Here is a 22,127-nt window from a genome sequence, read left to right as displayed (position 1 = left end):
TGAGGGATTACCAGTGAGTGGAGCTGCCACGCGTCGCTAATATGTTAGTAGGCGTGTTCGTTCATGAAGCCTTTGAAAGGCGTCAGAACAATGATCTTGAGATCCAACCACAATGACCAGTGTTCGATGTAATACAGGTCCCATTCAATGCGTTTGCGAAGGTCGGTATTGCCGCGCCACCCATTGATCTGGGCCAGACCGGTAATGCCGGCTTTGACAAGATGCTTCTGCATATAGCCCGGAACTTCGTGTTTCAGTTGGCCTACGAACGCTGGTCGTTCCGGGCGTGGCCCGACAATCGACATATCCCCCTTGATGACGTTGATGAACTGCGGCAATTCATCCAAGCTCGTATGCCGCAACAACTGGCCTAAACGTGTTGTTCGGTTGCTGCTGGGGTCCATCCAGACCGGTCCCGACTCTGCTTCGGCGTGAACCGGCATCGTGCGAAATTTAAGCATACGGAACTCTTGACCATTCCAGCCAACGCGTTGCTGCTTGTATAAAGCAGGCCCGGCGGAGGTCAATTTGATGGCGATTGCGATAACGGCTAAAAGCGGGCTGATGAGCGCTAGAATCAGTGCCGATAGCACCAAATCTTCGATTGTCTTGAGTGCACGGTTGGCACCGAATATCGGGGATGTATTTAAATTCAACGATGTCAGACCGGCGACTTCCGTGATTTGGCTACGCAACACGCGATAAGCATCAATATCGGGCATGAATCGTTGCGTGACCGCGGTATGTGCCAAGCGGCTTTGGAAATCCCTGAGCACATGCTCATCCCGCAGCGCTAAGCAAAACCACACTTCGTCAATCCCAGCGCGCTCGACAAAATTTGCCAGCGACACGCGTTTTGACAACAGTCGGCTTTCAATGCCTCCGAGGTTGGCAGTTGATTGGTCATAATCCAGCGGCACGACGCGACACACTTTGAAGGAGCCGTCGCCATGATGGTGTGCGTGCCAGATTGCGCGTTCGGCTATTGCGCCTTGGCCGACAATAACCACGCGGCGCCGTACACCCTGGCTAGCGCGAATGCGCGCCAGCAAATGCGTTGCTAAGCCACGCAGCAGATTCAGGGCAATGCCCCCCAACAAAAACCACGTGCCGAACCACAAGCGTGAGTAGCTCTCGCTTTCTTTGACCATATAGGCAATCGTGATTAGCGCAAGCGCAACGGCTCCCCACCCTAGGATTAACGACTGAAGCCGAATCCAGACCGGTTTATTTAGCCAGCCGGCGTAAAGGCGCAGATTTGGGAAAATGACAAAGCTAGTGATTAACGCTATGGCCAGTGCGCTCCGATAATGCGGTGGCATTGTCCAGGCGCCAAAGCGTAGGAAATAGGCCAAGTAACCACTACCGAGAATAGTGGTGATATCACTCGCAATGAGTATGCCGTAGGCAAGCAGATTATAGTCAAGCGTCGGGCGACGTCGGTCCACTCGAGCTTTAAGCATCTGGCGTCCGCGTTATTTCATCCGGTTGCTGCCCGCCGGTTGCGTTCTTGATAGGCACGCTTGGATCGCTGGCTGCCGCATCATCTTGGCTCGCCGTTTGTTGCGTTGTTGCCAGCATCCGTAATTCATGGGCAAATACAAGACCAACCAAAAAAATCACGTAAAAACGGTATGCCATATGGACAAGCCGGAAATTGGTCAGATTGACCAGTGCCCCCAGGATTGAGGAAAAGGTTAGGAATGCCACCATGTCGGTTCGCACGAACCCGCGCTGCCACGCGCGATATAAACCGATCAACAGACAACCAGTCATAGTTAGACTTAGCAGAAAGCCTACGACGCCGAAGCGAACCAGAACTTCCAGATAACCGTTATGCAAATCCGGGAAATGTGCGTTCGTTTTCGGATCGATTGGCGCGTCCGCGAATACCGTCGCTGCTTCAATGCCTGGCCCCCAGCCGAATACTGGTTTGTCCAGCCACCGGTGCCCGCCGAAGTTGTACAAATACATACGTTTGCCCAATGAAGTCTTGGGCACTTGGTCGAGCTGCAGCGTTTGCATCCCGTGTAACGTCTTGGCCGTCCCGTGCAGCCGGTTTTCTACGGAGCCGCGGTGGGCAAAAATAAGTGCAACTGCGACTGCAATAAAAACCACAAATACGCTAACTGCGACCATCCGCTTCTGCCGCGTCGACTGAAGCCAGATTTTGACGATCACGAGCGCTGGCGCGAGCACGACAAGGGACATTAGCACTGCGCGTGATTGGGTCAGAACAATCATCTCGCAAAGCAACCCGGCGAATAGCAACCAGCCAGGACCACGCAGCCAGCGCCAGCGATCAGCACCAATCAGGCGCTCGGCAAACGCGATCCATCCGAGCAATACCGTGCCTAGGAAAAGTGCGGATTGTAGATAGGTCATACCCCAATCAGCACGTTTACTGCCGAACCAAACGTCGTGAAGAAAATGTGACCAGTCTGTCAGTCGCGCGATCGCGATCACTAGCCCTAACAGTGCCGTGATCAGAATAATCCGTACGCGGCGTTCGCTACCCTGAACAAACCAAGCGACCAGCGGAAACAGTAGCAATAAAAGCCAGTCCCAGAGCCCTTCGTACTGAAGGTCGGCCCACGCCGGGTGTAGAAAGGCACCCGCCACGCCGCGGGCTGCCACGTACACAAAAAGTGCCAATGCTGCCCAGGCCGAAGGACTGCGGCGCAAAACTGCCACAAACTGATGTCCGTCAGCGAGTGCAACAATGAGCATAAAACCCAGCGCACTCAGTGCGATCGACGTGCCCGCGACCAGAAAAAGCGCGAACAATACCGTTAGGCTGAGCCCGACTCGGCTTGGCCAATCCACTTTATTTGCCAGTTGATGCCCCAAAAACTGCCTCCGTGGAACTTAAAACGCCGCACTCAAATTGCGCGGGATAGCCGCAATTGTACATCGCGGTTATCCCGCAAACGTGTTGCCCGCGTACGAAGCGTTAATGCCGGTCACAGTCGTCGGAGGCCTTGGGTGGCTTGCTTGCACAGCGTGTCCATGTAAGCACCAGGTCAAGTATGTCGTCTGGCAGCGTATGTTCGATGCAACTGGGTAGATTGCATTGAACATGCCTGCTCGAACATGGTCTGCGACAATGTAAGTGGCTACGAATTTTCAGGAGGGTTGCTCGAGGTATTCGCGTCGGCTCTGGCTTCGGCAAGCTTTACTATGTCCTCGTGCGGGTGGTCATAATGCCCGGTTGCGAAATCCTTTAAAGCCGTATATACCAGTTTTAGGTAACGCCGACGGTGATCATAAAAGCGTGCCCGCGTAATCCAATGGATCGCTTTGAGCGGTAGGATTAACCAGAAAAATATCCCCGCCGCGGTCCGATAGACTTGCAACATATTACGATAGTTGTAATAAACTTTCCAAAGCGGCGTAAACGTCTTTTTGTGTACGGAAAAGGTCGAGCAGTCGTGCGTGAAGGTCACCCAGGGCATAAAACAACTATGCCCATCCATGCGGCGAATAGTCAGTGTGTAGAGCAGATCCTCACCATGAATGAAAAGACGTCCGTCGGGTAATCCAACTCGCTCGACCATCTCTTTACTAACAAAAAAACCAACAAACGAGTTGCAATCGATCGGCAATGGTTGTCCGGAGCAATAGTCGTCATCCACCAAGTGGAAACCACGGCGCCCTTGGCCTAGAGCCGTCTTGAGGAAAAGCCGCCAGTGCCAGAATGGATTGTGGCTGGGGCGGTTCATCTCGCAGATGTGGCCATCCGGGTAGTAAACGGCCGCAGCAGCGGCGTCGATCCCATCCAATTCAGAACTCAGGAAAGCATCGAAAGCGCCGGGGTTGGGCCAAGCATCGTCATCGAAACACACGAGCCAGTTCGGTTGGTATTGCGCCAGCGCGTGTCGGAATCCGATTTCGAAACCGCCCGCGCCACCTACATTGTGGGATGTGCGCACGACATCCAGATGCTCATGGTCGTGGGAAGCGGCGTCCAGCCATTCGCTGGTGCCGTCCGTGGAGCAATTGTCCACCACTACCACGGCATCACAGCGCTGCTGCAGTGTTGCGGCAATCCCCGTTTTAAGTTGTTCGAGGCGGTTACAGGTCACTACCACCGCAACTAAAGAGTGCATTTCTGGTTGCCTCCAAGCCAAATAGACGGCACGGAAAATTGAAAGCCGCAGACTCCTGAATGAGTCAGTTGTAAAAAATGATGATGCTGGTGGGGTGTAGTCGGAGCCGACACAGGAAGCTAACAGCTTCCGTATTGTACTCGGTGAAATTCCGGCATGGAGATTGTCGGACGGGGCGCTGCCTCTCCTTATCGGATGTTTGAGCCAGCGACGGTGACCTGCCTCGAGCAGTTCTGCTCAACGGGTCTTATAAGGGCTTCACGAAAAACGCCGGGACTTGCTCACCGCGCTCTATGTAATCTAGAAAACTGCGAGCAGTATCCAGCGCCTCACGGATGGTCACGTCCATATCTAGATAGCGGTATGTTCCCAGCCGGCCAACAAAAGTCACGCCTTCCGTCTGATTCGCCCGCTCGATATACCGGGCGAGTGTTTCCTTTTCCTTTACAAGGCGAATCGGGTAATAGGGGATGTCATCGTCGCCACATGATCGGCTGTATTCCCGGTAACAGACGCTGCCCTCGTGCTCTTCCCAGGGCGAAAAATGTTTGTGCTCGGTGATACGGGTATATGGAACTGACTCGTCGCCGTAGTTCATTACCGCGCAGCCTTGGTAGTCCCCTTGATAATCGATCCGCTCGAAATCTAGCGTGCGGTAGCCCAGACGCCCCTCGCTGTACCCAAAGTAGGTATCCAACGGGCCGGAATAGAACACATGGTCATAGTTTTTCGCCATCTCAGAGGTGAAAGGGGTGTCCAAATGAACGGTAATGTTTTCGTGGTCCAGTATCTTTTCCACCAGGGCGGTATAACCATGCTCTGGCATGCCCTGGAAACGGTGAAAGAAATAGTTATCGTCGTAATTGAAGCGAACCGGTAGGCGCTTGAGAATCTTGGCCGGTAGCTCGGACGGATCACAGCCCCACTGCTTTTTGGTATACCCCTTCAAAAATGCCTCGTATAAATCTGGGCCAACAAAGCGGAGTGCCTGCTCTTCAAATGTCTGCGGGTTTTCGATGCTGGTGTCCGCCTGTTCCTCGATAAAGGCTCGTGCCTCATCCGGTCGCATCGTTTTACCGAAAAACTGGTTGATGGTAAGCAGATTAATCGGAAGCGAGTAAACCGCTCCGTTAACCGTGCTTTTCACCCGGTTCACATAGGGTTTGAAATTGGAAAAATGATTGACGTATTCCCAGACCTCTTCGTCATCGGTGTGAAAAATATGTGGCCCGTAGACATGCACCATCACCCCTGTAACTGCATCTCTCGCCGTGTAGCAGTTACCGGCGATATGGCCTCGGTGGTCCACAATGTCCACCTTATGCCCATCATTGGCAAGCTCACGACCGATTACTGCGCCTGAGAATCCAGCGCCAACTACAATAACTTCTGCCATAACCAGACCTTCGTTAAATGATATTCGGTGACAAACCGGATCTAAGGGAGGAGGTGGTATAAATTTTCAATATTGCTACCATCGTTTTGATAATATAATAAGTAGGTGTGATATAAGTCTAAGGTAATCAGGCTCATACAACTCTTTATCTTCGATAGGTTTATCATTGAAGCTCTCCCTGTCAGAAAATAGTTCCGAATTAACTTTATCATTAGTGTCTTTAAATCTATCGAAAATTTCCTGTTTCATTTCGCGGGAGAAAAAGCAGGACTCTTTTGAGTCCGATAAATGTGCGAGTCCCGTATCATTAAGCACGGTTAAGAGATCCGTGGGGTTGTTCGGTTCTTCATAATGCTGATTATAAAGCGCTACCAGCATGCTCATATCATTACTTAATGAGCCGTGAGTATGTTCAGAATAGTCCATGCTTTCTTTTTCAGGAAGGTTTAGATCCATTTTATGAATAAAGTAAGGAGCGATTCCTCCTGATTCCAAAACAGCATCATACGAACAAGCAAAGACAGATGCAGAAGTGTTATTCCATTTTTGGATCCAGCTATAATAATCAAGCAAATATGCTACAGACTCTGCATATTTACCTGGATCCATAATACCCGTGCCTTTATAAGTTTTATGTTTCAAAGCCCACTGTTTATAGGCAGACTCTATCCATTGGTCCTGTCGGCGCAAAACAACGTAGACTTCCCATTCGCTAAATACTTTAGAGTTTTTGATATAATCATCAAAACATGCAGCCAACTCTTCTGGAGAGCGGCTCATCGAAAGTGACTCATTGGACCAAATCAAAGCTTTAGTATCTTTACTAAAATGCTGGGCAATCGAATCCAATTTTGACAATCCTCTGGCTAGTATAGCTGGATTTCCTACTTGCCCGATATGTTCGAACGGGGGCCGGAGAGTTATATTCTGTAGAAGTGTTCCAGCATAAATGTAGCCATTCTCCCTTAAAATGCCTTCATTGAGGTTGCAAAAGCGTTGGAATGCCGTGGTGCCAGTTTTCCCGATTCCAATATGTAATATAAGCTTCATAAGCACCTAGTTGTTAGGGTTGCCGCGATAAGGTGAATAGCCAGTTTTCCCTCCTTAACCGGCTCTTCATTTCTTGCTAGGTAGTGATTCGCATTTCAAGTTTCTTGGGAACCCATTATGGACAACAAAAGCTTTTTCTGGGCAATCATCTAGAAACGTTTTAAAGTACTCGTGATTGTTGATCGAGACTTCGAGTGCTCGGTCAAACGCTTCCTCGCTGAGGTTAGGCAGTCTTGAGCTTCCACTTTGTCCGCCAATAAAGGCTTTATTAAAATAGCGAACTTTTTCGTCGATATGACGTCCCCGTGTTTGGCTCTTGCATGGTTTAGGGCCAAAATGACTCTTTCATTGAATCTTGAGTTAACTTTTTCTGGTCTTTCGTCAAGAAGTGAAAATCGTTTGCAGAAATGCCTAACCACATCGCTTTCCTTTGGGTCGTCCGGCTCAATGGATAAGATATCGATTTTATTTTGAGTGGCCAATGTCCGGTATGCTTCAATAAAGGTTGAGTAACAAAAGAAATCAAAACCGTTTTGTTTATTAAAAACTCAATTAATTCCAAGATTCCATTATCTGGCTGACTGAAAAATTCGCGGTTGTTAACTCGGAACATTCCAGCCTTAATAAACTGGGCATACACGGACTCTACAAACGAAAAGTGATTGCGTATTAAAAATAATATCACTACATTTTAGGGCCCGAACTGCTAATTAAGTGCATCGATTACAAATTTCGTGATATTTTTATCCCAAAGAAAATTAACAAACTCTTCAGCAGATAGGAAAATAGTATCGCAAGCATTGTCGTGTGCTTCAGCCGCTATGTTTTCCGCCGCTGCCCTTACTTCGTCGGGTGAAAAAATATGCAACGGCCGGTGGCTGAAATAACCTTTCGTTTCTCGGAAAGCTCTGGGGTGGCAAAACCCTGATAGTCGGTGGACTTCTTCGCCTTACTTGAAAAAAGACTGGAGAACTGAAGAGGCACATTTCGGCATTCCTACATGTAAATAAACCGTTGTCATGGCTCTCTCTCTAGCGAGTTGTGTTCGCTGCTGGCTTTCCTCTTATCAGTGCAGCGTATCGCAATTGCATAAATCTGGTCATCGCACGCTTTCGCGTAAGCGACGCCAGTATGAAAGTGTCGTAAAATATAACTGTGCCGCCATGTTACGACGCGTCGAGCCTGCCGGTAAAACACGATACAAACGTTTTTTCATAAAGTTACGAAATCGAGCCTCGCGCGACTCAAAAAATATTGCATTAGACTCTCTGTTTTTATTCAGAGGTGCAAGCTTCTCGTGGTACCAAGGTGTTCCCCTCAAGGCGGCCCAGTACATATCGGAGAAGTCAACGACGGAGTTCCCCCAGGGCTTGTTCTCACCCGCGAAATGGACCATAGAAGGGGTCTGGCGCGCTTCCCAATATTGTATATATGTTGAAAACTTGAGCCCCGGAAAAAAATCGTCTGTATTGCCATTGCCATGAAATACGTTCCATTTCATGGGCAAGTAGTGAACGCGTCCTTGAAAAGCCACGTTCATTATATCTTGGTCGAGAAACCAATAGGCTGTCCGTTCCATGATCTCCATCAAAGTATCAAACGTGTTTTCACGGCGCATTAACTCGAGATTAAAGACGATCAAGCCAGCCTGGAAGTAGCCATCTGGGTTGGTCAGGCCGAGATAATCGGATAGATAGCGGCCCGCCGGCATGGCGCCGGTATGTTCATCGGAGGGGGTTTCGAAACGGATGAATCCCTCCATCACAATATCCTTGACCGCCGCCACCAAGTTGTTACCAATATCCATCTCGAGTAGCTCGGCGACATCGGTGTTTACCACAGTATCCGAGTCGATAAACAAAACCTTTTCTTGGTGCTCGAATATATTGGGGATGAGTAGTCGAGCATAGGTCGCTGGGCTGAAGTGCCCTCGCGTATGCACTTTTTCTACCGCGGAGAAGGTGTTGACGTCAAAGAAACGCAGTTCGAAATTCGGCAGTCCTTCGACCAGAGCTTTGAGCCGGCCTTTGTTACAAGCCGAAACGCTGTCCTCAAGGATCAATACATCATAATTTTTATCGCCATTGGCATGGTCGATAATCGAACGCAGTAGGGCGCCTCCTGCGTGCGCATAATTGTCATCAAAACAGATCGCCAGTGGAACATTGTCGGTTTTAAAAGCTGGCGCAAGGTGCCCGTTATATGCACCTTCGGCAGAGAAAAGCCGCTGCGCCTCTGTGATGTTGAGCGCCCCTTCCTCAATCATCCGGGTAAAGTAAATGCCTAATAGTCGCTCGGCGATATGTCCAAACACGCGACGTTGTTGTTGGTCATATCCATGCAAGTCAATACGCTTCTCGAGCTCGAAAAGGATCGAAAATAGCCATTCAGAATAGGCTTCAAACACTGCTCGCTTCATCACGAACATGTTTGTGTAGTAGCCGTAAGGTGATCCGTTATAGCGGTCCGCAGCGGAGGAAAACTCGGGATATTTCTCACGAAGTATTGCGAGAGCTTGCTCGTAATCATCGATCTTTAGGTTCTCTCCGGCTCGGTAATGGTCGTAGTTGTTGCCGCTTCCGGCAGCGCGCACATCCCATCGTTTAGGAAGGGCGACGTCCGCATCACCCATGAATGCCAGCACCTGTTCCTTCGAAAGCCCGTATTTCGTCTGATAATCGTCACCCATGTGCGATTCGTTGACGCATCCCCAGCAATCCTCCGAAAAACCTTGGTTATCGCTGAAATTCAGATGGCGTCGGTAATGCATGAGACCTAGCAAATCGCTATTACGATCGTTCTTCCACATCCAGTAATGGGCGGTCAGCTCACAGTAGAAAGGGTTACGAAGCGATATATTGTCTCCCGTGTCGTCCCCGGGGCAGCCAATATCGTTGAAACTGTTCACTTTGCCGACATGAATGGGAACAAACTCATCCCCGGTCAAGAAGCGGCTGGCTTTATGGTGGCAAACGTAAATTGAGAGACTCAAAGTTATTCCTTTTAAAGCGGAATTTTTGCGGTCGAAACCCTGATCCATTGTTCTCCTGAATGGAGATTGGAGAGTTGTCTAATAGGAGGTCATACATCTCATAATTCAGATTCTGCCGTCTGCCGAAATCTTGTCGTCGACACTCGATGTTTTATCCGGCCACAAAATATCAGGCATAAGATCGATCGTCTCATGCTGGCATTGTCGATGTTTGGGGTTCTCCGGTCTCGTCAGAAACTTATAATAACCTCTTTTCGGGGATGTCCAGCGGAATAATGCTGACGAAAGAATTGCCTGAGTCTTATTGCAAACAACGGTAACTATCTAGACTCAATTATGCAAAGGTTTATGCCATGTGATGACAACTAAATTAGCCACTCCGTTGACTACCCGAGCATGGCTCCGGATTGCCCAAGGCGCGCATTCACTACAGTATCGCGGTCAATATGCCGCTGGCTGCAGTTCAGATTTTAGTGTGTCAATTTTTGGCTCATTATCTGCTGTATCTTTTCCTTGTCAAAATCCTCACCCAAGAAATCGAATAATCGTTTAAGTTCAGTAACATCATTAGAATAATCATCGTATTTTAATATTATAGTTCTATTCGTATTATTTTGAATAAATTTGTCGCACTCCTCTTCGAACCATTGGAGCCTTTTCTTTAGATCGTCGGGGTCTTGCTTAGCCCACCATCTCGAATTGGCGACATCATTCCAGTTTCTGTAATTGAAAATAAAGCAAGGGTTCGAGAAATTGTTGCGCATGAATTCTAAAATTTCTGTAATGTTTTGTATGTTTCCAAAATACCGTATTTCTTTAAATCCATAAGCTCTAATGTTCTGGTCTGGCTTGATAATATTTCTCACAAATGCATTAATAGCCTCCGTGGAGTATGAATCTAGATCAGTACTCCCGATTCCATACCATGGGTGAGAATCTGATGCGCTTGATACTCTGGCAAGTTTAGGTTCTCTGCTGCCATGGTTATGGCTAGCATCTTTTAAAGCCTTAATGGATCTAAATATGTGAAATAAGGCCCCATTGTTTTCCCCTTTGATCATATAGCCAGGGATAGAGTTTATTATTTTTTGCAATAATGTGGACCCAGAGCGACCGTATGTAACAATAAAAACTTGGTCAAATTGAGTTTCTTGTGTTATAGCTTCGTTCTCATTTTTTTCAAACTTTCTAAATAAATTAAACATTGTTAATCCTACAAATCATAAAATGATGACTCCATCGTTGCCGTCCGCTAACAACCATCGGTTTCTGGTTAGGCGTTGTCGGCAATCGGCCGTGATGGAGGTGCAGTCTTACTTGGCGCGACGGGGGGGCGCCTCTGTATCCAAGATGTAGTCGATCTGGGACAAGGCGGTCTTAAGAAGGTTGTCTTTGATTTGGTTTTCGAATATGCCGAGTCGGCGTATCCATTCAATCTCCTCGAACGAATAAGTTTCGGGTACATCGCTTCGTGTATTGCGAACCGTTTGCGCGAGGGCTTTCAGTTTTTCGTTTTCCTGGAACTGTGGCATGCCGTAACCGATCGGCTCCAGAGCCCAGCGCCCCCAGGTCATGATTAGCGCCTTACTGTCCTGGCCGATTAACACGTTGGCTGGTTTCATTTCCGGATTGTAGACATAGAGCGGTGATTGTTGTACGCGGGCCCGGATGTCTGGCATGGCGCGTCGTAGTTTTCCCAGCCTCGCGGTGTCTTCCGGCGTGTCGGCCGCGACGTCAAGCCGCTCGATCAATTCATCCGATAGTCGGTCCGCCATCGATGGGTGAGACATTGCATACGTCCGCAACAATGCTCTCGGCGGTGTGGCACTTATTTGCTTTACGGTGAGGTCGAATGCCGTCTTCATCCATCGGCCGCTGCCGGTTTGGGCCGGCTCGCCGAGTTGCGTGTCACAAATCTGGCAATGATATGGCCCTTCGTCGAATCGGGTTATTATCTTGGGGGCTGGTAAGTCATCTCGTGCCATGTACTGGAATAGGACCGCCTCGTTATCAAGCCGAGCCCCCTGGTTGGGCAGATACACCTGCTGTTGATAGCGCGCCGTTGTCTCGTTGCTATGAAACAAGTCGATTGCCAGTATGTTGACGCCGGGCACTCGGGAATCACGCCAGAGCATGGTCAGGTCGTCGCAATCGACGTTTACTGCGCGTAGCCGCTGTATTGTTTTTTCGCCTCGCGCTTGTCGGGAAAAAACGTCGCGCAGCGTTCTGGTGTCTTTGCCTTCATCCGGCAAGTATCGGCGTTTGGGAAAGAAGAGCGCATCGGCTACATTGCGGCGCTTAGCCAGGTTGATCGACTCGGCGACGCATCCACTCGCCACGCCCAGGATTCGGCGTAGAATCAGGAAGCTAATCAATGCGCTGATTACGTCCGCCCCATTGCCCCAGACGAACGGATAGATCAGTATACCGAGTGCGATCAGGATATTCAGGGAACTCAGCGCGTTGAGGTAATTTCTGGTGTTTTCGGAGACAAATCGCGTCAGGGTGTTTGAGCGAAATGCATTGGCGCTCCGGAGTACAACTGCGGTGAATATGAACTCGACCAACAATGCTCCGGCTAGACCCGCGATGAGCGGCAACTCTATATATGCGATGACCGCGAAACCGACGCCGACGAACACGGCGCCACTTGTTACCGAGGCAAATTGACGATAGATGCCTTGCGCGGTCGCATAATTGTTGCGTACAACCGCGAGTTCGTTGGCAGTGCTGAATAATGCCGTGCCGCCCGACGTTGTCAGTCGGTTAGCGATCGCGTCCGTGATAATGGACGTAAAAAAGGAGAGTATTACAGCGGTGAGTAATGCCACGACTAGTGTCGTCTGATCGGCGCCGATCATGCTCTGTAATTTCCCAGGCTCTGATTGCGAGGCGATAACCGAGAGAACTTTGATCGGTAGCACGAACGACAGGATCGAGGTGACGCGGCCTATTCCCATGGCTGCGACGAGAACGATCGTTGTCCACGGACGCCGGCGCAGGAATACAAATGCGAGGCGGGTGACCCAGGCTATAAAACTTTGTGTTTCTTTGAAAAGATTCATGGACTGTTGCGTATAAATGCGGAAGAATTGGGGTCCAACCATTTATCGAATGTGCCGCGACGTTGACACATCACTATTTCGCCATTTGTGTTGACTGATAATCAACGTGTGATGTACTTAGTTGGCCGGCGGTGCAGAACGCTCGACACTCTTGCAGGTGGCAGACTCTCTTTTGAATGTCACATGCTAATTACTCGTTTTTTGAAAAAATTTTCTTCACAATAAGTTATAACCTTAACGTTTCAAGTTATCACCTTTAATCATCCTGTATGACTTTAAGCGCATGGTTTACGCTGGCTGTTTTGCTGGCAACACTGACTTTGCTAGCGACAACCTCCATTGCGACCGATGTCGCACTGGCTGCTGCGCTATTAATATTGTTGCTGACCGGCATCATAACGCCGGCACAGGCATTTTCCGGGTTTTCCAATCCGGGAGTCATCACGATCGCAGCCCTGTTTATCGTGGTGGCAGGGTTGCAGGATACCGGGGTCACGCAGATGTTGGCGTCGCGCCTGCTCCGGCGGCCGCGCAGCCTGCGGCACGCGCAGTTCCAAATAATGCCGCCGGCGACGTTGCTCAGCGCGTTCGTCAATAATACGCCCGTGGTCGCTGCGTTGATACCGGCCATTAACAACTGGTGTCGACGTCACGGTTTGCCCGCTTCGCAGCTCATGATGCCGCTGAGTTTCGCCGCGATTCTGGGCGGCACGTGTACGTTGATCGGTACGAGTGGCAATCTGTTGGTCAATGCGCTGATGATCGAACAGGGCCTCGGCGGCCTGGGGATGTTTGAACTCGCCTGGATTGGCGTGCCTGTAGCTATCGCTGGTTTGGTGTTCATCATCTGGGCGGCGAAATGGTTGTTGCCAAGCCGGGGCGCGGCGATCACTGAATTCGACAATCCGCGCGAATATAGTGTCGAGATGCAAGTCGAGCCCGATGGCCCGCTGCCGGGGAAGACCATCGCGCAAGCCGGTCTGCGCCGGCTGCCAGGTATGTTTATGGCTGAAATCGAACGTGATGGTCATATACTGCCCGCGGTGTCTCCCACGCAGCCGCTACAGGCCGACGATCGCCTGCTGTTCGTCGGGATTGTGGATTCGGTGGTGGACTTGCAGAAACTGCGTGGTTTGACGCCGGCTAATGATCAGGTTCACGAGCTGGAGGCACCCAAACGCCAGCGTGTTCTTGTCGAAGCTGTAGTATCCGACATCTGCCCGTTGAATGGGCAAACCGTGCGCGAGAGTAACTTTCGCTCTCGTTATAATGCTGCAGTACTCGCCGTGGCGCGTAACGGTGAGCGCCTCCATCGCAAAATCGGTGATATCCAGCTACAGGCAGGTGACACGCTGCTGCTGGAGACACGGCCGTCGTTTATCCAGCAGCAGCGCCATTCTCGGGATTTTTTCCTTGTCAGCCAGATTGAAAACTCGACGCCGCCAGAGCATCACAAGTCGGCGCTCGCTCTGGCTGTCGTTGCCGCGATGGTGGTGGTCGTAACGCTGGGGCTTTTGCCCATACTCAAGGCCTCGTTGGCCGCTGCCGCCGGCATGCTGCTGCTACGTTGCTGTACTATAACTTCCGCTCGGCGGGCGCTGGATTGGCCGTTATTCATTGCTATTGCGGCCGCGCTCGGCTTGGGCGCGGCCGTTCGGGAAACTGGACTGGCTGCAATGCTGGCCGAAGGGTTTCTGACACTGGCCGGTACACAGGCGTATGCCGCCATGGCTGTAATCTATACCTGCACCGTGTTGATCAGCGCGGTTGTGACCAATAATGCGGCGGTGGTCATCATGTTTCCGATAGCGGCATCCATGGCCGCGTCACTAGGTGCCTCCGTCACGCCCTTTGCGATCACAGTCATAATGGGGGCTTCGGCCAGTTTTATGACGCCGATCGGCTATCAAACCAATCTGATGGTGTATGGCCCTGGTGGCTACCGTTTTGGCGATTTTACTCGTTTGGGGTTGCCACTGACGGTGCTAGTCGGCACTGTCAGCGTTGTCCTGATTCCACTGATATGGCCGCTTGGTGGCTAACAGGGTTAGATACGAGCGCTTAACTGGATAATTCCAGTGATTCAATTCTAGGGGCCAATTCCGAATTTAATTCCGGGGACAGTATACTGAATTTGAGTAACATGGGCCGCGCTTAGATTGTTAATTGAGTTAAGTATACTGTCCCCGGGATATGCTTAGGTTGTTAATTGAGTTAAGTATACTGTCCCCGGGATATGCATCCGAGACGAGGGCCGTTGGAGTGGCTATACCGCTGTTATAAGCCGCGCTTAGTCGGCGCCGACGCCGGCAAGCCAGTCGCTGTCCCCGCGGGGCTTGGCTTGGTCGCGTTCGGCCAGGCGGATGAGGTGGGCTTCGACCTGGGCGGCTGCTGCGCGCCGGAGATCCCCTTCGATGTTTGGATACAGCCGAGCGGTGATCGCGTTGGCTGTCTGGGGTGTGTTGGGCGAGAGGCATGCGGCGACTTCGGCTTCGCGTTTTAAGCGGTGGGCGATGGCGTTGTCGATCACCGTGTGCGGTTCGCGCATGAGGTCGCCGTGGGCGGGGGCGATGGCGTCGATCGACAGTGCCTTGATGCGATCGAGGCTGTTGAAATAGTCGGTCATGCGACCTTCCGGCGGTAGGATCACGACGCTGGTGTCGCTCATCAATAGATCGCCGGCCAGCAGAATGCGCGCGGGGCTGACCAGAAACGCCAGATGGTCGGCTGCGTGGCCGGGCGTATGGATTGCCTCAATGGTCAGTTCGCCAAGTTCGACGCGTTCGCCATCGGCTAGTGGCACGTCGGCATCGATGTCGATATCGAATTGGCCGGGTTGGTCTTGCGGCAGCGCGCGGATGGGCGCGCCGGTACGGGCCGCAAATGCTGCCGCGCCGCGCGCGTGATCGGGATGGCGGTGGGTAAGCCAGATCGCGTCGACGTGACCGGCGACTGCTTCGACCGCATCGAAGTGGTCGCTGTCGTCGATAGCGGGATCGACCACGATCGCCGGATTGTGCCCCAGGATAAACGTATTGGTGCCCGGACCGGTCATGGCACTCGGGTTGGGTGCGGTCACCCGCTGCACGCCGGGTGCCAAGTGCTCGGGGTTGCCGCTGATTGTCGATGTCGTCATAGCGATAGTTGGTTTCGGTCGCTGCATGCGGCGAATAAATCCGCGACGCACGCATAGCGTGCAAGATTGGTAAGTGCGATGCGCGTGGGTCGGACCAGTTCAATCCGGCCGGCGTCGGCTTCGTGCAACGTGTCTTGGGGCGACCACCAGCCGGCAGCGTCGGTTTCGGTGCCGTCGCAGGTGGGATCGGCGTCGGCATCGGCGCGTGCGAGGAAAAACTGGGTCGCGTAGCGTCGTGGCCAGCCGGGTGGTGTCTGTCGAAAACCGATCGCGACGAGTGTTTCCGGTGCCAGGCTCAGCCCGAGTTGATCGCGTACGTCGGCCCAGCTCATCCGGCCGGCGTTTAATTGCGCTCGCGCTGTGGTCAAATCGGTTGAAGCCAGTGTGTGCGCCGCATGGACACCGACCAGCAAACCGGCTTCCTCGAAGGCTTCACGGGCGACGGTCAAGCGCCGGGCTTGCTCCTGAACGTTGGTTGAGGTGTCTGTTTGTCCAGTGCTGCCGCTTTCAGCCAGCGCCATGTCTTCGGCGTCCACCGCGCCGCCCGGGAAAACATGCGCGCCGGGGCAAAATACATGACTCGCGGCGCGACGCAGGAGCACGACCTCCAGCCCGGCCGGCCCGTCGCGCACACAGGCAACCGTCGCCGCTGAGCGCACGGCCGCCACGCTGGTATCGCCTGTTTGCTCGGTGTCGTTCAAATCCTGTCGCCAGTCGCGTTATCCGTCATTGATAAGGTTATGCATCGCGCCGTTTGTCGGCCGTTCAAGGGCGTACGTTAAAACAGTGAGCCTTGCATGAGACTACTGTATGGGCCATGCAATCGTCTCGGATGAATTGTGATATGCCTAGATTATCGACAGATTACAGCCAATAGGTCGATTGTTGGTAACCCAATGATGCGACCGCACATCGATTGTGTGTCGGACGTTGCCTGCCTGTGATGCAGTGAAATGCATGCGACGCGACGTTGATGATGTCGCTTACGACAGCAGCCGAAACATCCCATCTGCGCGCAGGCCACCCAGCATCTTATTTTCGTCTACGGCACGCGCCGGCCGACGGCGCCAACTATGGATTGTTGAACCACGCCGTTCACCGCGCATCTATAGCCACGCCAGCGGCCTATACGCTGTACGACGCCGGTGCATTCCCAGTGGCTGTGACGGGCGGTGCGACGGCGTTGGTGGGTAACGTGTTCGACGTCGAAGCGGCCACATTTGTACGTGTCGATGCACTCGAAAATCGGCCCGTCGACTACGATCAGTTCGTGATTACAACCGCCGCGGGGTCGCTCTGGCTTTATAGGTGGCAACGCGCGCTGGATCCGGTGTGGCCGGCGTGCCTATATCGGTTGATCCCGGCGTCCTCAGCCATCATGACCGGTGCGAGCTGGAGGTGTCCCGTTATTTGGGCGGCGTATTGGTTTCAGGCTGTGCTTTATTGGCGGATGCGTCTTGTCGGCGCCAGTAGCCAGCCAGTATGGAGCCGGAAACATTGTGCCAGACCGAAAACAGGGCGCCCGGCAGCGCAGCGGCTGCGGTAAAGAATTGCTGTGCCAGTGCGACCGCCAGCCCCGAGTTCTGCATGCCAACTTCAAAAGCCGTGGTGCGCGCGGTTCGGCGGTCGAAACCGAATAGGCGTGCGATGCCGTAGCCGCTAGCCAGGCCAATACCGTTGTGCAATATGACCGCCAAGGCCACGAGCGGGCCAAGTGTTGTGATTTTGCCCGCGTTTAATGCCACCACGATTGCGATGATGAGCACGATCGTGGCCATGGCCGCAGTCGCGAATAGGGGCTCGGCGTTATGGATACGCGCGCCGATCAGATGGTGGATGGCCACGCCGGCAGCGATTGGCACCACGACGAGCTCGGCAATGCTCGCGAACATGTCGAGCACTGGCACCTGCACGCTCTGGCCGACATAGAGCCAAGCCAGGAGCGGCGTGGCTACAACCGAGACAATTGTGGAAGTCAGCGTCATGGACACGGACAGCGCGACGTAGCCGCCGGCCAGCCAGCTCATGACGTTCGAAGCTGTGCCGCCAGCCGTTGCACCAACCAACACCATGCCGGTGGTCAGGGCGGAATCCAGGCCCAGCATGCGTGAGATTACGAACGCCGCCAGCGGCATGACGATGAACTGCAAAAGCACGCCGATCCCGATCGGCGATGGCTGGCGTGCGACCCGCGTGAAGTCCGGGCGGGACAGCGCTAATCCCATGGCGAACATGACCACGGCCAATAAGGGGCGGATGCCGGCTGCCAGCGGTGTGAAGACTTGCGGTTGCCAGACGGCGACCAGCGCGAAGCCCACGGCCCAGACCGGAAACAGCCGATTGATGTCGGAAAAGAATTTCATGGTCGGGCCAAGTTCAGGTGTGCGAATGACCGCGCATATTACCGCTCATGCTCAGCGCGACACAGGTGTTAGAGGCAGATTGCGCCGATTGACGCTGTGCTGAACACGGCGGAGGGTGGTATCAATCGGTTGGAGCTGATAGCGGTGTATGCGTTTTAGTCGGCGGCGTCGGTTGGTTGGCCGAGGATCGCGACACCAGCCGCGCGCAACAACGCGACGATTTGGCAGCAGTCCAGCCCGGCTACTGCCGACGCACTGCCGTCCAGATGCTCGACGAACGCGCCACCGATGCCCTGAATGGCGTAGCCGCCGGCTTTGTCGATCGGCTCGCCGGTCGCCCAGTAGGCGGTGATTTCCTCAGCAGCCAGTGCCCGCAGGGTGACGACGCTGGTCGACAGATGCTCATGGACAGTGCCGGGTGGAGCGATCACCGTCATCGCGGTATGTACTCGGTGCGTCGTACCGGACATAGCCGCGAGCATCGAACGACCGTGCTCGGCATCACGCGGTTTGCCGAGCGCTTCGCCGCCGAATGCCACCAGGGTGTCGGCGCCGATGATCGTGGCGTCCGGCGCACTGGCGTGCACGGTTTCGGCCTTTTGCGTGGCCAGACGGCGGCAGAGTGCATCCGGCGCTTCGCCGGCCCGCGCTGATTCGTCGATGTCAGCGGGCTGGATGTCGAACTCGATACCGAGCGTGTCCAGAATCTCAGCGCGGCGTGCCGAGCCGGAAGCTAGAAGCAGGCGCATCGTCGGCGTGCGATCAGGCGGTTACGATCTTCAGTGCGTTGGTGCCGCCCGGGCCGTTGAAATCGCCCTTGGTTAACAGCACCCGGTGGCCGGATTCGACCAAGCCCAGTTCGCGCAGGTGTGCGAGCGCTTCGTCGACCGGCACGACACCGTTTAGCTCGCTCGGCCGGAATGCGATCGGGTAGACATTGCGGCACAGTGCGAGATAGTGCTCGGTCGGCGGGTATTGGGTCAGTGCGTAGATCGGGATGTGGGAGTCCTGGCGCGACATCAGCATGGCGGTCGAGCCCGACTCGGTCAGTGCGACGATGGCGTCGGCGTGCATGTAGCGCGAGGTGTACATCGTCGCCATGGCGATCGCTTCGTCGATTTTCTCGAAGTGCTTGTCGACCGAGCCTTCGGAGCGGCCGGTCGCAGCCTGGCGTTCGGCGGCTTCGCAGATCTCGCTCATGGCCTTGACCGTGGCCGTCGGGTAACTGCCGACCGCTGATTCGGCCGAGAGCATGACGGCGTCAGTGCCGTCGAGTGTCGCGTTGGCGACATCGAGCACTTCGGCGCGCGTCGGCGTCGGGTTGTCGATCATCGACTCCATCATCTGGGTGGCCGTGATGACCAGCCGGTTCATCTCCCGGCTACGGGCGATGATGCGTTTCTGCATCGCAGGCAATTCGGGATCACCGATTTCAACGCCGAGATCGCCACGCGCGACCATCACTGCGTCGCTGGCCTCGATGATGTCGTCGAGCGAATCCAGTGCTTCGGCCCGCTCGATTTTGGCGCAGAGCCGTGCGGTGCCGCCGGCTTTCTGCAAAAGATCGCGCGCCTGACGGATGTCGTCGCCATTGCGCACGAACGACACGGCCAGATAGTCCGCGCCGATGTCGGCGGCGACGTCGATATTGGCAATGTCTTGCTTGGTCAAGCCGCCGGCCGACAAGCCGCCGCCACGCAGGTTGACGCCCTTGCGGCCGGATAGTCGACCGCCGAGTTCGACGCGGGTGGTAATGGTTGTGGCGCCAACGTCGGTAACGCTCAGCGATATTGCGCCGTCGTTAACCAGAATCACACTGCCCGGCTGAACGTCGGCCAGCAGCGGCTCGTAATAAATGGCGACACGTTCTTTCGTGCCAGCGTCGGGGTCAAGCTGGGTATCCAGCGTGAAAGTCTGGCCGGCCTCGAGGTCCACGGCACCGTCAGCAAATGACTCGATGCGGATTTTTGGCCCCTGGAGATCGGCCAGAATGCCAACTGGCAAGCCTTTGGAGTCGGCGGCGGCGCGCACGCGTTCGGCGCGTTCGCTGTGCTCTTCGGGGCTGCCGTGCGAGAAGTTGACGCGCACACAGTTGACGCCGGCCTCCAGCAATCGCGGCAGGACAGTGTCGTTGTCGCAGGCGGGGCCGAGTGTGGCGAGAATCTTGGTTTTTCGCATCATGACGGGAGACGATAGCACAGCGTTGATGAATCCGATGCCATATTCATGGCGGCGATACGGCATAAAAAAACCCCGCCGAAGCGGGGTTTTTTGCAGACGTCGCACGGGGTGCGATGGTCGGCACGATGAATTACATCATGCCGCCCATGCCTCCCATGCCGCCCATGCCGCCCATGCCGGCGTCACCGCCGCCACTGTCGTTGTCGTCGTCCGGGACGTCAGCGACCGCAGCTTCGGTGGTCAGCATCAGGCTGGTGATCGAGGCGGCGTTCTGCAGCGCGGTGCGCGAGACCTTGGTTGGGTCCAACACGCCCTGCTCGACCAGATCGCCGTACTCACCGGTCGCGGCGTTGTAGCCGTAGTTGCCGTCGTGGCTCAATACGTCGTTAACCACAACCGACGGCTCGGCGCCGCTGTTGTAGATGATCTGACGCAGCGGCTCTTCGATGGCGCGCCGTAGTAGGCGAATGCCAGCTTCCTGGTCCTCGTTATCGCCTTCGACCTTCTCGATCGCGGGCAGCATCCGCAGCAGGGCGACGCCGCCGCCCGGCACGATGCCTTCTTCGACCGCCGCACGTGTGGCGTGCAGCGCGTCTTCGACGCGGGCCTTCTTCTCTTTCATCTCGACTTCGGTGGCTGCACCGACCTTGATCAGACCGACACCGCCGGCGAGCTTGGCGACCCGCTCCTGGAGTTTTTCCTTGTCGTAGTCCGACGAGGATTCCCCGATTTGGGTGCGGATCTGCTCGATGCGGGCCTCGATGTCCTTGTTCTGGCCTTTGCCGTCGACGATCGTGGTGTTTTCCTTCGAGATCTGGATCTTGTTGGCTTCGCCCAAGTGGTCCAGCTCGGTGTTTTCCAGGCTCATGCCCAGATCTTGCGACACGACCGTGCCGCCGGTCAGGATCGCGATGTCTTCGAGCATGGCCTTACGCCGATCGCCGAAGCCGGGTGCCTTGACCGCTGCGACCTTGACGATGCCGCGCATGTTGTTGACCACCAGCGTAGCCAGGGCTTCGCCTTCGACTTCTTCGGCGACGATCAGGATCGGCCGGTTCTGCTTGGCCACGTTCTCGAGCAGCGGCAGCATGTCGCGGATGTTCGAGATCTTTTGGTCGTGGAGCAGGATGTAGGGGTTGTCCAGCTCGGCCTGCATCGCCTGGTTATCGGTGACGAAGTAGGGCGAGAGGTAGCCGCGGTCGAACTGCATGCCTTCGACCACGTCGAGTTCGTTGAGAAGGCTCGAGCCTTCTTCGACCGTGATCACGCCTTCTTTGCCGACCTTGTCCATGGCGTCGGCGATGATCTGGCCGACATCGGCGTCGGAGTTGGCCGAAATCGTGCCGACTTGGGCGATCGACTTCTGGTCGTCACAAGCCTTGGAGTATTTGGCCAGCTCTGCGACAGCCGCGTCCACGGCTTTATCGATGCCGCGCTTGAGGTCCATCGGGTTCATGCCGGCTGAGACCGCCTTGATGCCTTCGCGGACGATGCCCTGTGCTAGGACCGTGGCGGTCGTGGTGCCGTCACCGGCGACATCGGACGTCTTCGAGGCCACTTCCTTGACCATTTGGACGCCCATGTTCTCGAATTTGTCTTCGAACTCGAGTTCTTTGGCTACAGACACGCCGTCCTTAGTGACGGTGGGTGCGCCGAAGCTCTTGTCGAGGACCACGTTGCGGCCCTTCGGCCCGAGCGTAACCTTGACGGATTCGGCGAGCGTGTCGACGCCTTTGACGAGGCGCGAACGCGCATCGTCGCCAAAACGTACTTCCTTACCAGCCATTGTTCGTTCCCTTAAGTTTGAATGGAAATGATGGGTGGATCGTGTCGGC

The 22,127-nt window shown here is 54.2% G+C and carries 15 protein-coding genes; 1 reads left to right on the top strand and 14 read right to left on the bottom strand.

All coding sequences use genetic code 11. The annotated features are described in order from the left end of the window. Window positions 1–44 precede the first annotated feature (44 nt). From HKX41_07265 to HKX41_07230, 8 genes are all read right to left on the bottom strand, one after another. Window positions 45–1,463 (bottom strand): undecaprenyl-phosphate glucose phosphotransferase, encoded by a 1,419-nt coding sequence (locus HKX41_07265; protein ID NNC23954.1) that lies wholly within the window; start codon window positions 1,461–1,463, stop codon window positions 45–47. After that, window positions 1,456–2,850, bottom strand: a complete 1,395-nt coding sequence (locus tag HKX41_07260; GenBank protein NNC23953.1) for an O-antigen ligase family protein — start codon at window positions 2,848–2,850, stop codon at window positions 1,456–1,458. Before HKX41_07260 ends, HKX41_07265 begins: the two co-directional genes overlap by 8 nt. 266 nt (window positions 2,851–3,116) lie before the next feature. Then, window positions 3,117–4,085: a glycosyltransferase gene (locus HKX41_07255; protein ID NNC23952.1), complete on the bottom strand. Its 969-nt coding sequence runs from the start codon at window positions 4,083–4,085 to the stop codon at window positions 3,117–3,119. A 271-nt stretch (window positions 4,086–4,356) separates the two neighbouring features. Continuing rightward, complete coding sequence (gene glf, locus HKX41_07250) at window positions 4,357–5,505, bottom strand: UDP-galactopyranose mutase (GenBank protein ID NNC23951.1); 1,149 nt, start codon at window positions 5,503–5,505, stop codon at window positions 4,357–4,359. Between the two features lie 75 nt (window positions 5,506–5,580). Continuing rightward, on the bottom strand, window positions 5,581–6,555 hold the full coding sequence (locus tag HKX41_07245; GenBank protein ID NNC23950.1) for a hypothetical protein: 975 nt from the start codon (window positions 6,553–6,555) through the stop codon (window positions 5,581–5,583). A 1,099-nt stretch (window positions 6,556–7,654) separates the two neighbouring features. Continuing rightward, window positions 7,655–9,595: a DUF4422 domain-containing protein gene (locus HKX41_07240; GenBank protein NNC23949.1), complete on the bottom strand. Its 1,941-nt coding sequence runs from the start codon at window positions 9,593–9,595 to the stop codon at window positions 7,655–7,657. A 422-nt stretch (window positions 9,596–10,017) separates the two neighbouring features. Continuing rightward, window positions 10,018–10,752: a hypothetical protein gene (locus HKX41_07235; protein ID NNC23948.1), complete on the bottom strand. Its 735-nt coding sequence runs from the start codon at window positions 10,750–10,752 to the stop codon at window positions 10,018–10,020. A gap of 108 nt (window positions 10,753–10,860) precedes the next feature. Then, the gene (locus HKX41_07230) at window positions 10,861–12,612 is read right to left on the bottom strand and encodes a hypothetical protein (GenBank protein NNC23947.1); all 1,752 of its coding nucleotides are present in this window, start codon (window positions 12,610–12,612) and stop codon (window positions 10,861–10,863) included. Window positions 12,613–12,881: 269 nt separating this feature from the next. Between HKX41_07230 and HKX41_07225 the strand changes: the two genes are divergently transcribed. Further along, a complete protein-coding gene (locus HKX41_07225) occupies window positions 12,882–14,654 on the top strand; it encodes an SLC13 family permease (GenBank protein ID NNC23946.1) in 1,773 nt (590 codons plus the stop codon). A gap of 248 nt (window positions 14,655–14,902) precedes the next feature. Here the strand turns inward: HKX41_07225 and HKX41_07220 are convergent, their stop codons facing one another. The 6 genes from HKX41_07220 to groL all read right to left on the bottom strand — a co-directional run bounded on the left by HKX41_07220 (window position 14,903) and on the right by groL (window position 22,078). Next, window positions 14,903–15,748: an MBL fold metallo-hydrolase gene (locus tag HKX41_07220; GenBank protein ID NNC23945.1), complete on the bottom strand. Its 846-nt coding sequence runs from the start codon at window positions 15,746–15,748 to the stop codon at window positions 14,903–14,905. After that, window positions 15,745–16,449 (bottom strand): NUDIX domain-containing protein, encoded by a 705-nt coding sequence (locus HKX41_07215; GenBank protein NNC23944.1) that lies wholly within the window; start codon window positions 16,447–16,449, stop codon window positions 15,745–15,747. Before HKX41_07215 ends, HKX41_07220 begins: the two co-directional genes overlap by 4 nt. A gap of 705 nt (window positions 16,450–17,154) precedes the next feature. Then, window positions 17,155–18,111 carry a bile acid:sodium symporter family protein gene (locus tag HKX41_07210; protein NNC23943.1) on the bottom strand — a complete coding sequence of 319 codons (957 nt, stop codon included), beginning with the start codon at window positions 18,109–18,111 and terminating at the stop codon, window positions 17,155–17,157. Between the two features lie 155 nt (window positions 18,112–18,266). Further along, window positions 18,267–18,860 (bottom strand): septum formation protein Maf, encoded by a 594-nt coding sequence (gene maf, locus HKX41_07205; GenBank protein NNC23942.1) that lies wholly within the window; start codon window positions 18,858–18,860, stop codon window positions 18,267–18,269. 13 nt (window positions 18,861–18,873) lie between these two features. Then, complete coding sequence (gene pyk, locus HKX41_07200) at window positions 18,874–20,289, bottom strand: pyruvate kinase (protein ID NNC23941.1); 1,416 nt, start codon at window positions 20,287–20,289, stop codon at window positions 18,874–18,876. A gap of 133 nt (window positions 20,290–20,422) precedes the next feature. Further along, the gene (groL, locus tag HKX41_07195; GenBank protein NNC23940.1) at window positions 20,423–22,078 is read right to left on the bottom strand and encodes a chaperonin GroEL; all 1,656 of its coding nucleotides are present in this window, start codon (window positions 22,076–22,078) and stop codon (window positions 20,423–20,425) included. Window positions 22,079–22,127 lie beyond the last annotated feature (49 nt).

It is taken from the genome of Salifodinibacter halophilus (assembly GCA_012999515.1).
Classification (GTDB): Bacteria; Pseudomonadota; Gammaproteobacteria; order Nevskiales; family Salinisphaeraceae; genus Salifodinibacter; species Salifodinibacter halophilus.
The sequence above is the reverse complement of the archived record's forward strand: the minus strand, read 5'-3'. Positions and strand labels throughout refer to the sequence as shown.

Excerpts from the sequence above, each read along its gene's own strand:
- HKX41_07265 (NNC23954.1), bottom strand. The coding sequence starts at position 1,463 with ATGCTTAAAGCTCGAGTGGACCGACGTCGCCCGACGCTTGACTATAAT.
- glf (NNC23951.1), bottom strand. The coding sequence starts at position 5,505 with ATGGCAGAAGTTATTGTAGTTGGCGCTGGATTCTCAGGCGCAGTAATC.
- HKX41_07245 (NNC23950.1), bottom strand. The coding sequence starts at position 6,555 with ATGAAGCTTATATTACATATTGGAATCGGGAAAACTGGCACCACGGCA.
- HKX41_07240 (NNC23949.1), bottom strand. The coding sequence starts at position 9,595 with ATGGATCAGGGTTTCGACCGCAAAAATTCCGCTTTAAAAGGAATAACT.
- HKX41_07235 (NNC23948.1), bottom strand. The coding sequence starts at position 10,752 with ATGTTTAATTTATTTAGAAAGTTTGAAAAAAATGAGAACGAAGCTATA.
- HKX41_07230 (NNC23947.1), bottom strand. The coding sequence starts at position 12,612 with ATGAATCTTTTCAAAGAAACACAAAGTTTTATAGCCTGGGTCACCCGC.
- HKX41_07225 (NNC23946.1), top strand. The coding sequence starts at position 12,882 with ATGACTTTAAGCGCATGGTTTACGCTGGCTGTTTTGCTGGCAACACTG.
- HKX41_07220 (NNC23945.1), bottom strand. The coding sequence starts at position 15,748 with ATGACGACATCGACAATCAGCGGCAACCCCGAGCACTTGGCACCCGGC.
- HKX41_07210 (NNC23943.1), bottom strand. The coding sequence starts at position 18,111 with ATGAAATTCTTTTCCGACATCAATCGGCTGTTTCCGGTCTGGGCCGTG.
- maf (NNC23942.1), bottom strand. The coding sequence starts at position 18,860 with ATGCGCCTGCTTCTAGCTTCCGGCTCGGCACGCCGCGCTGAGATTCTG.
- pyk (NNC23941.1), bottom strand. The coding sequence starts at position 20,289 with ATGCGAAAAACCAAGATTCTCGCCACACTCGGCCCCGCCTGCGACAAC.
- groL (NNC23940.1), bottom strand. The coding sequence starts at position 22,078 with ATGGCTGGTAAGGAAGTACGTTTTGGCGACGATGCGCGTTCGCGCCTC.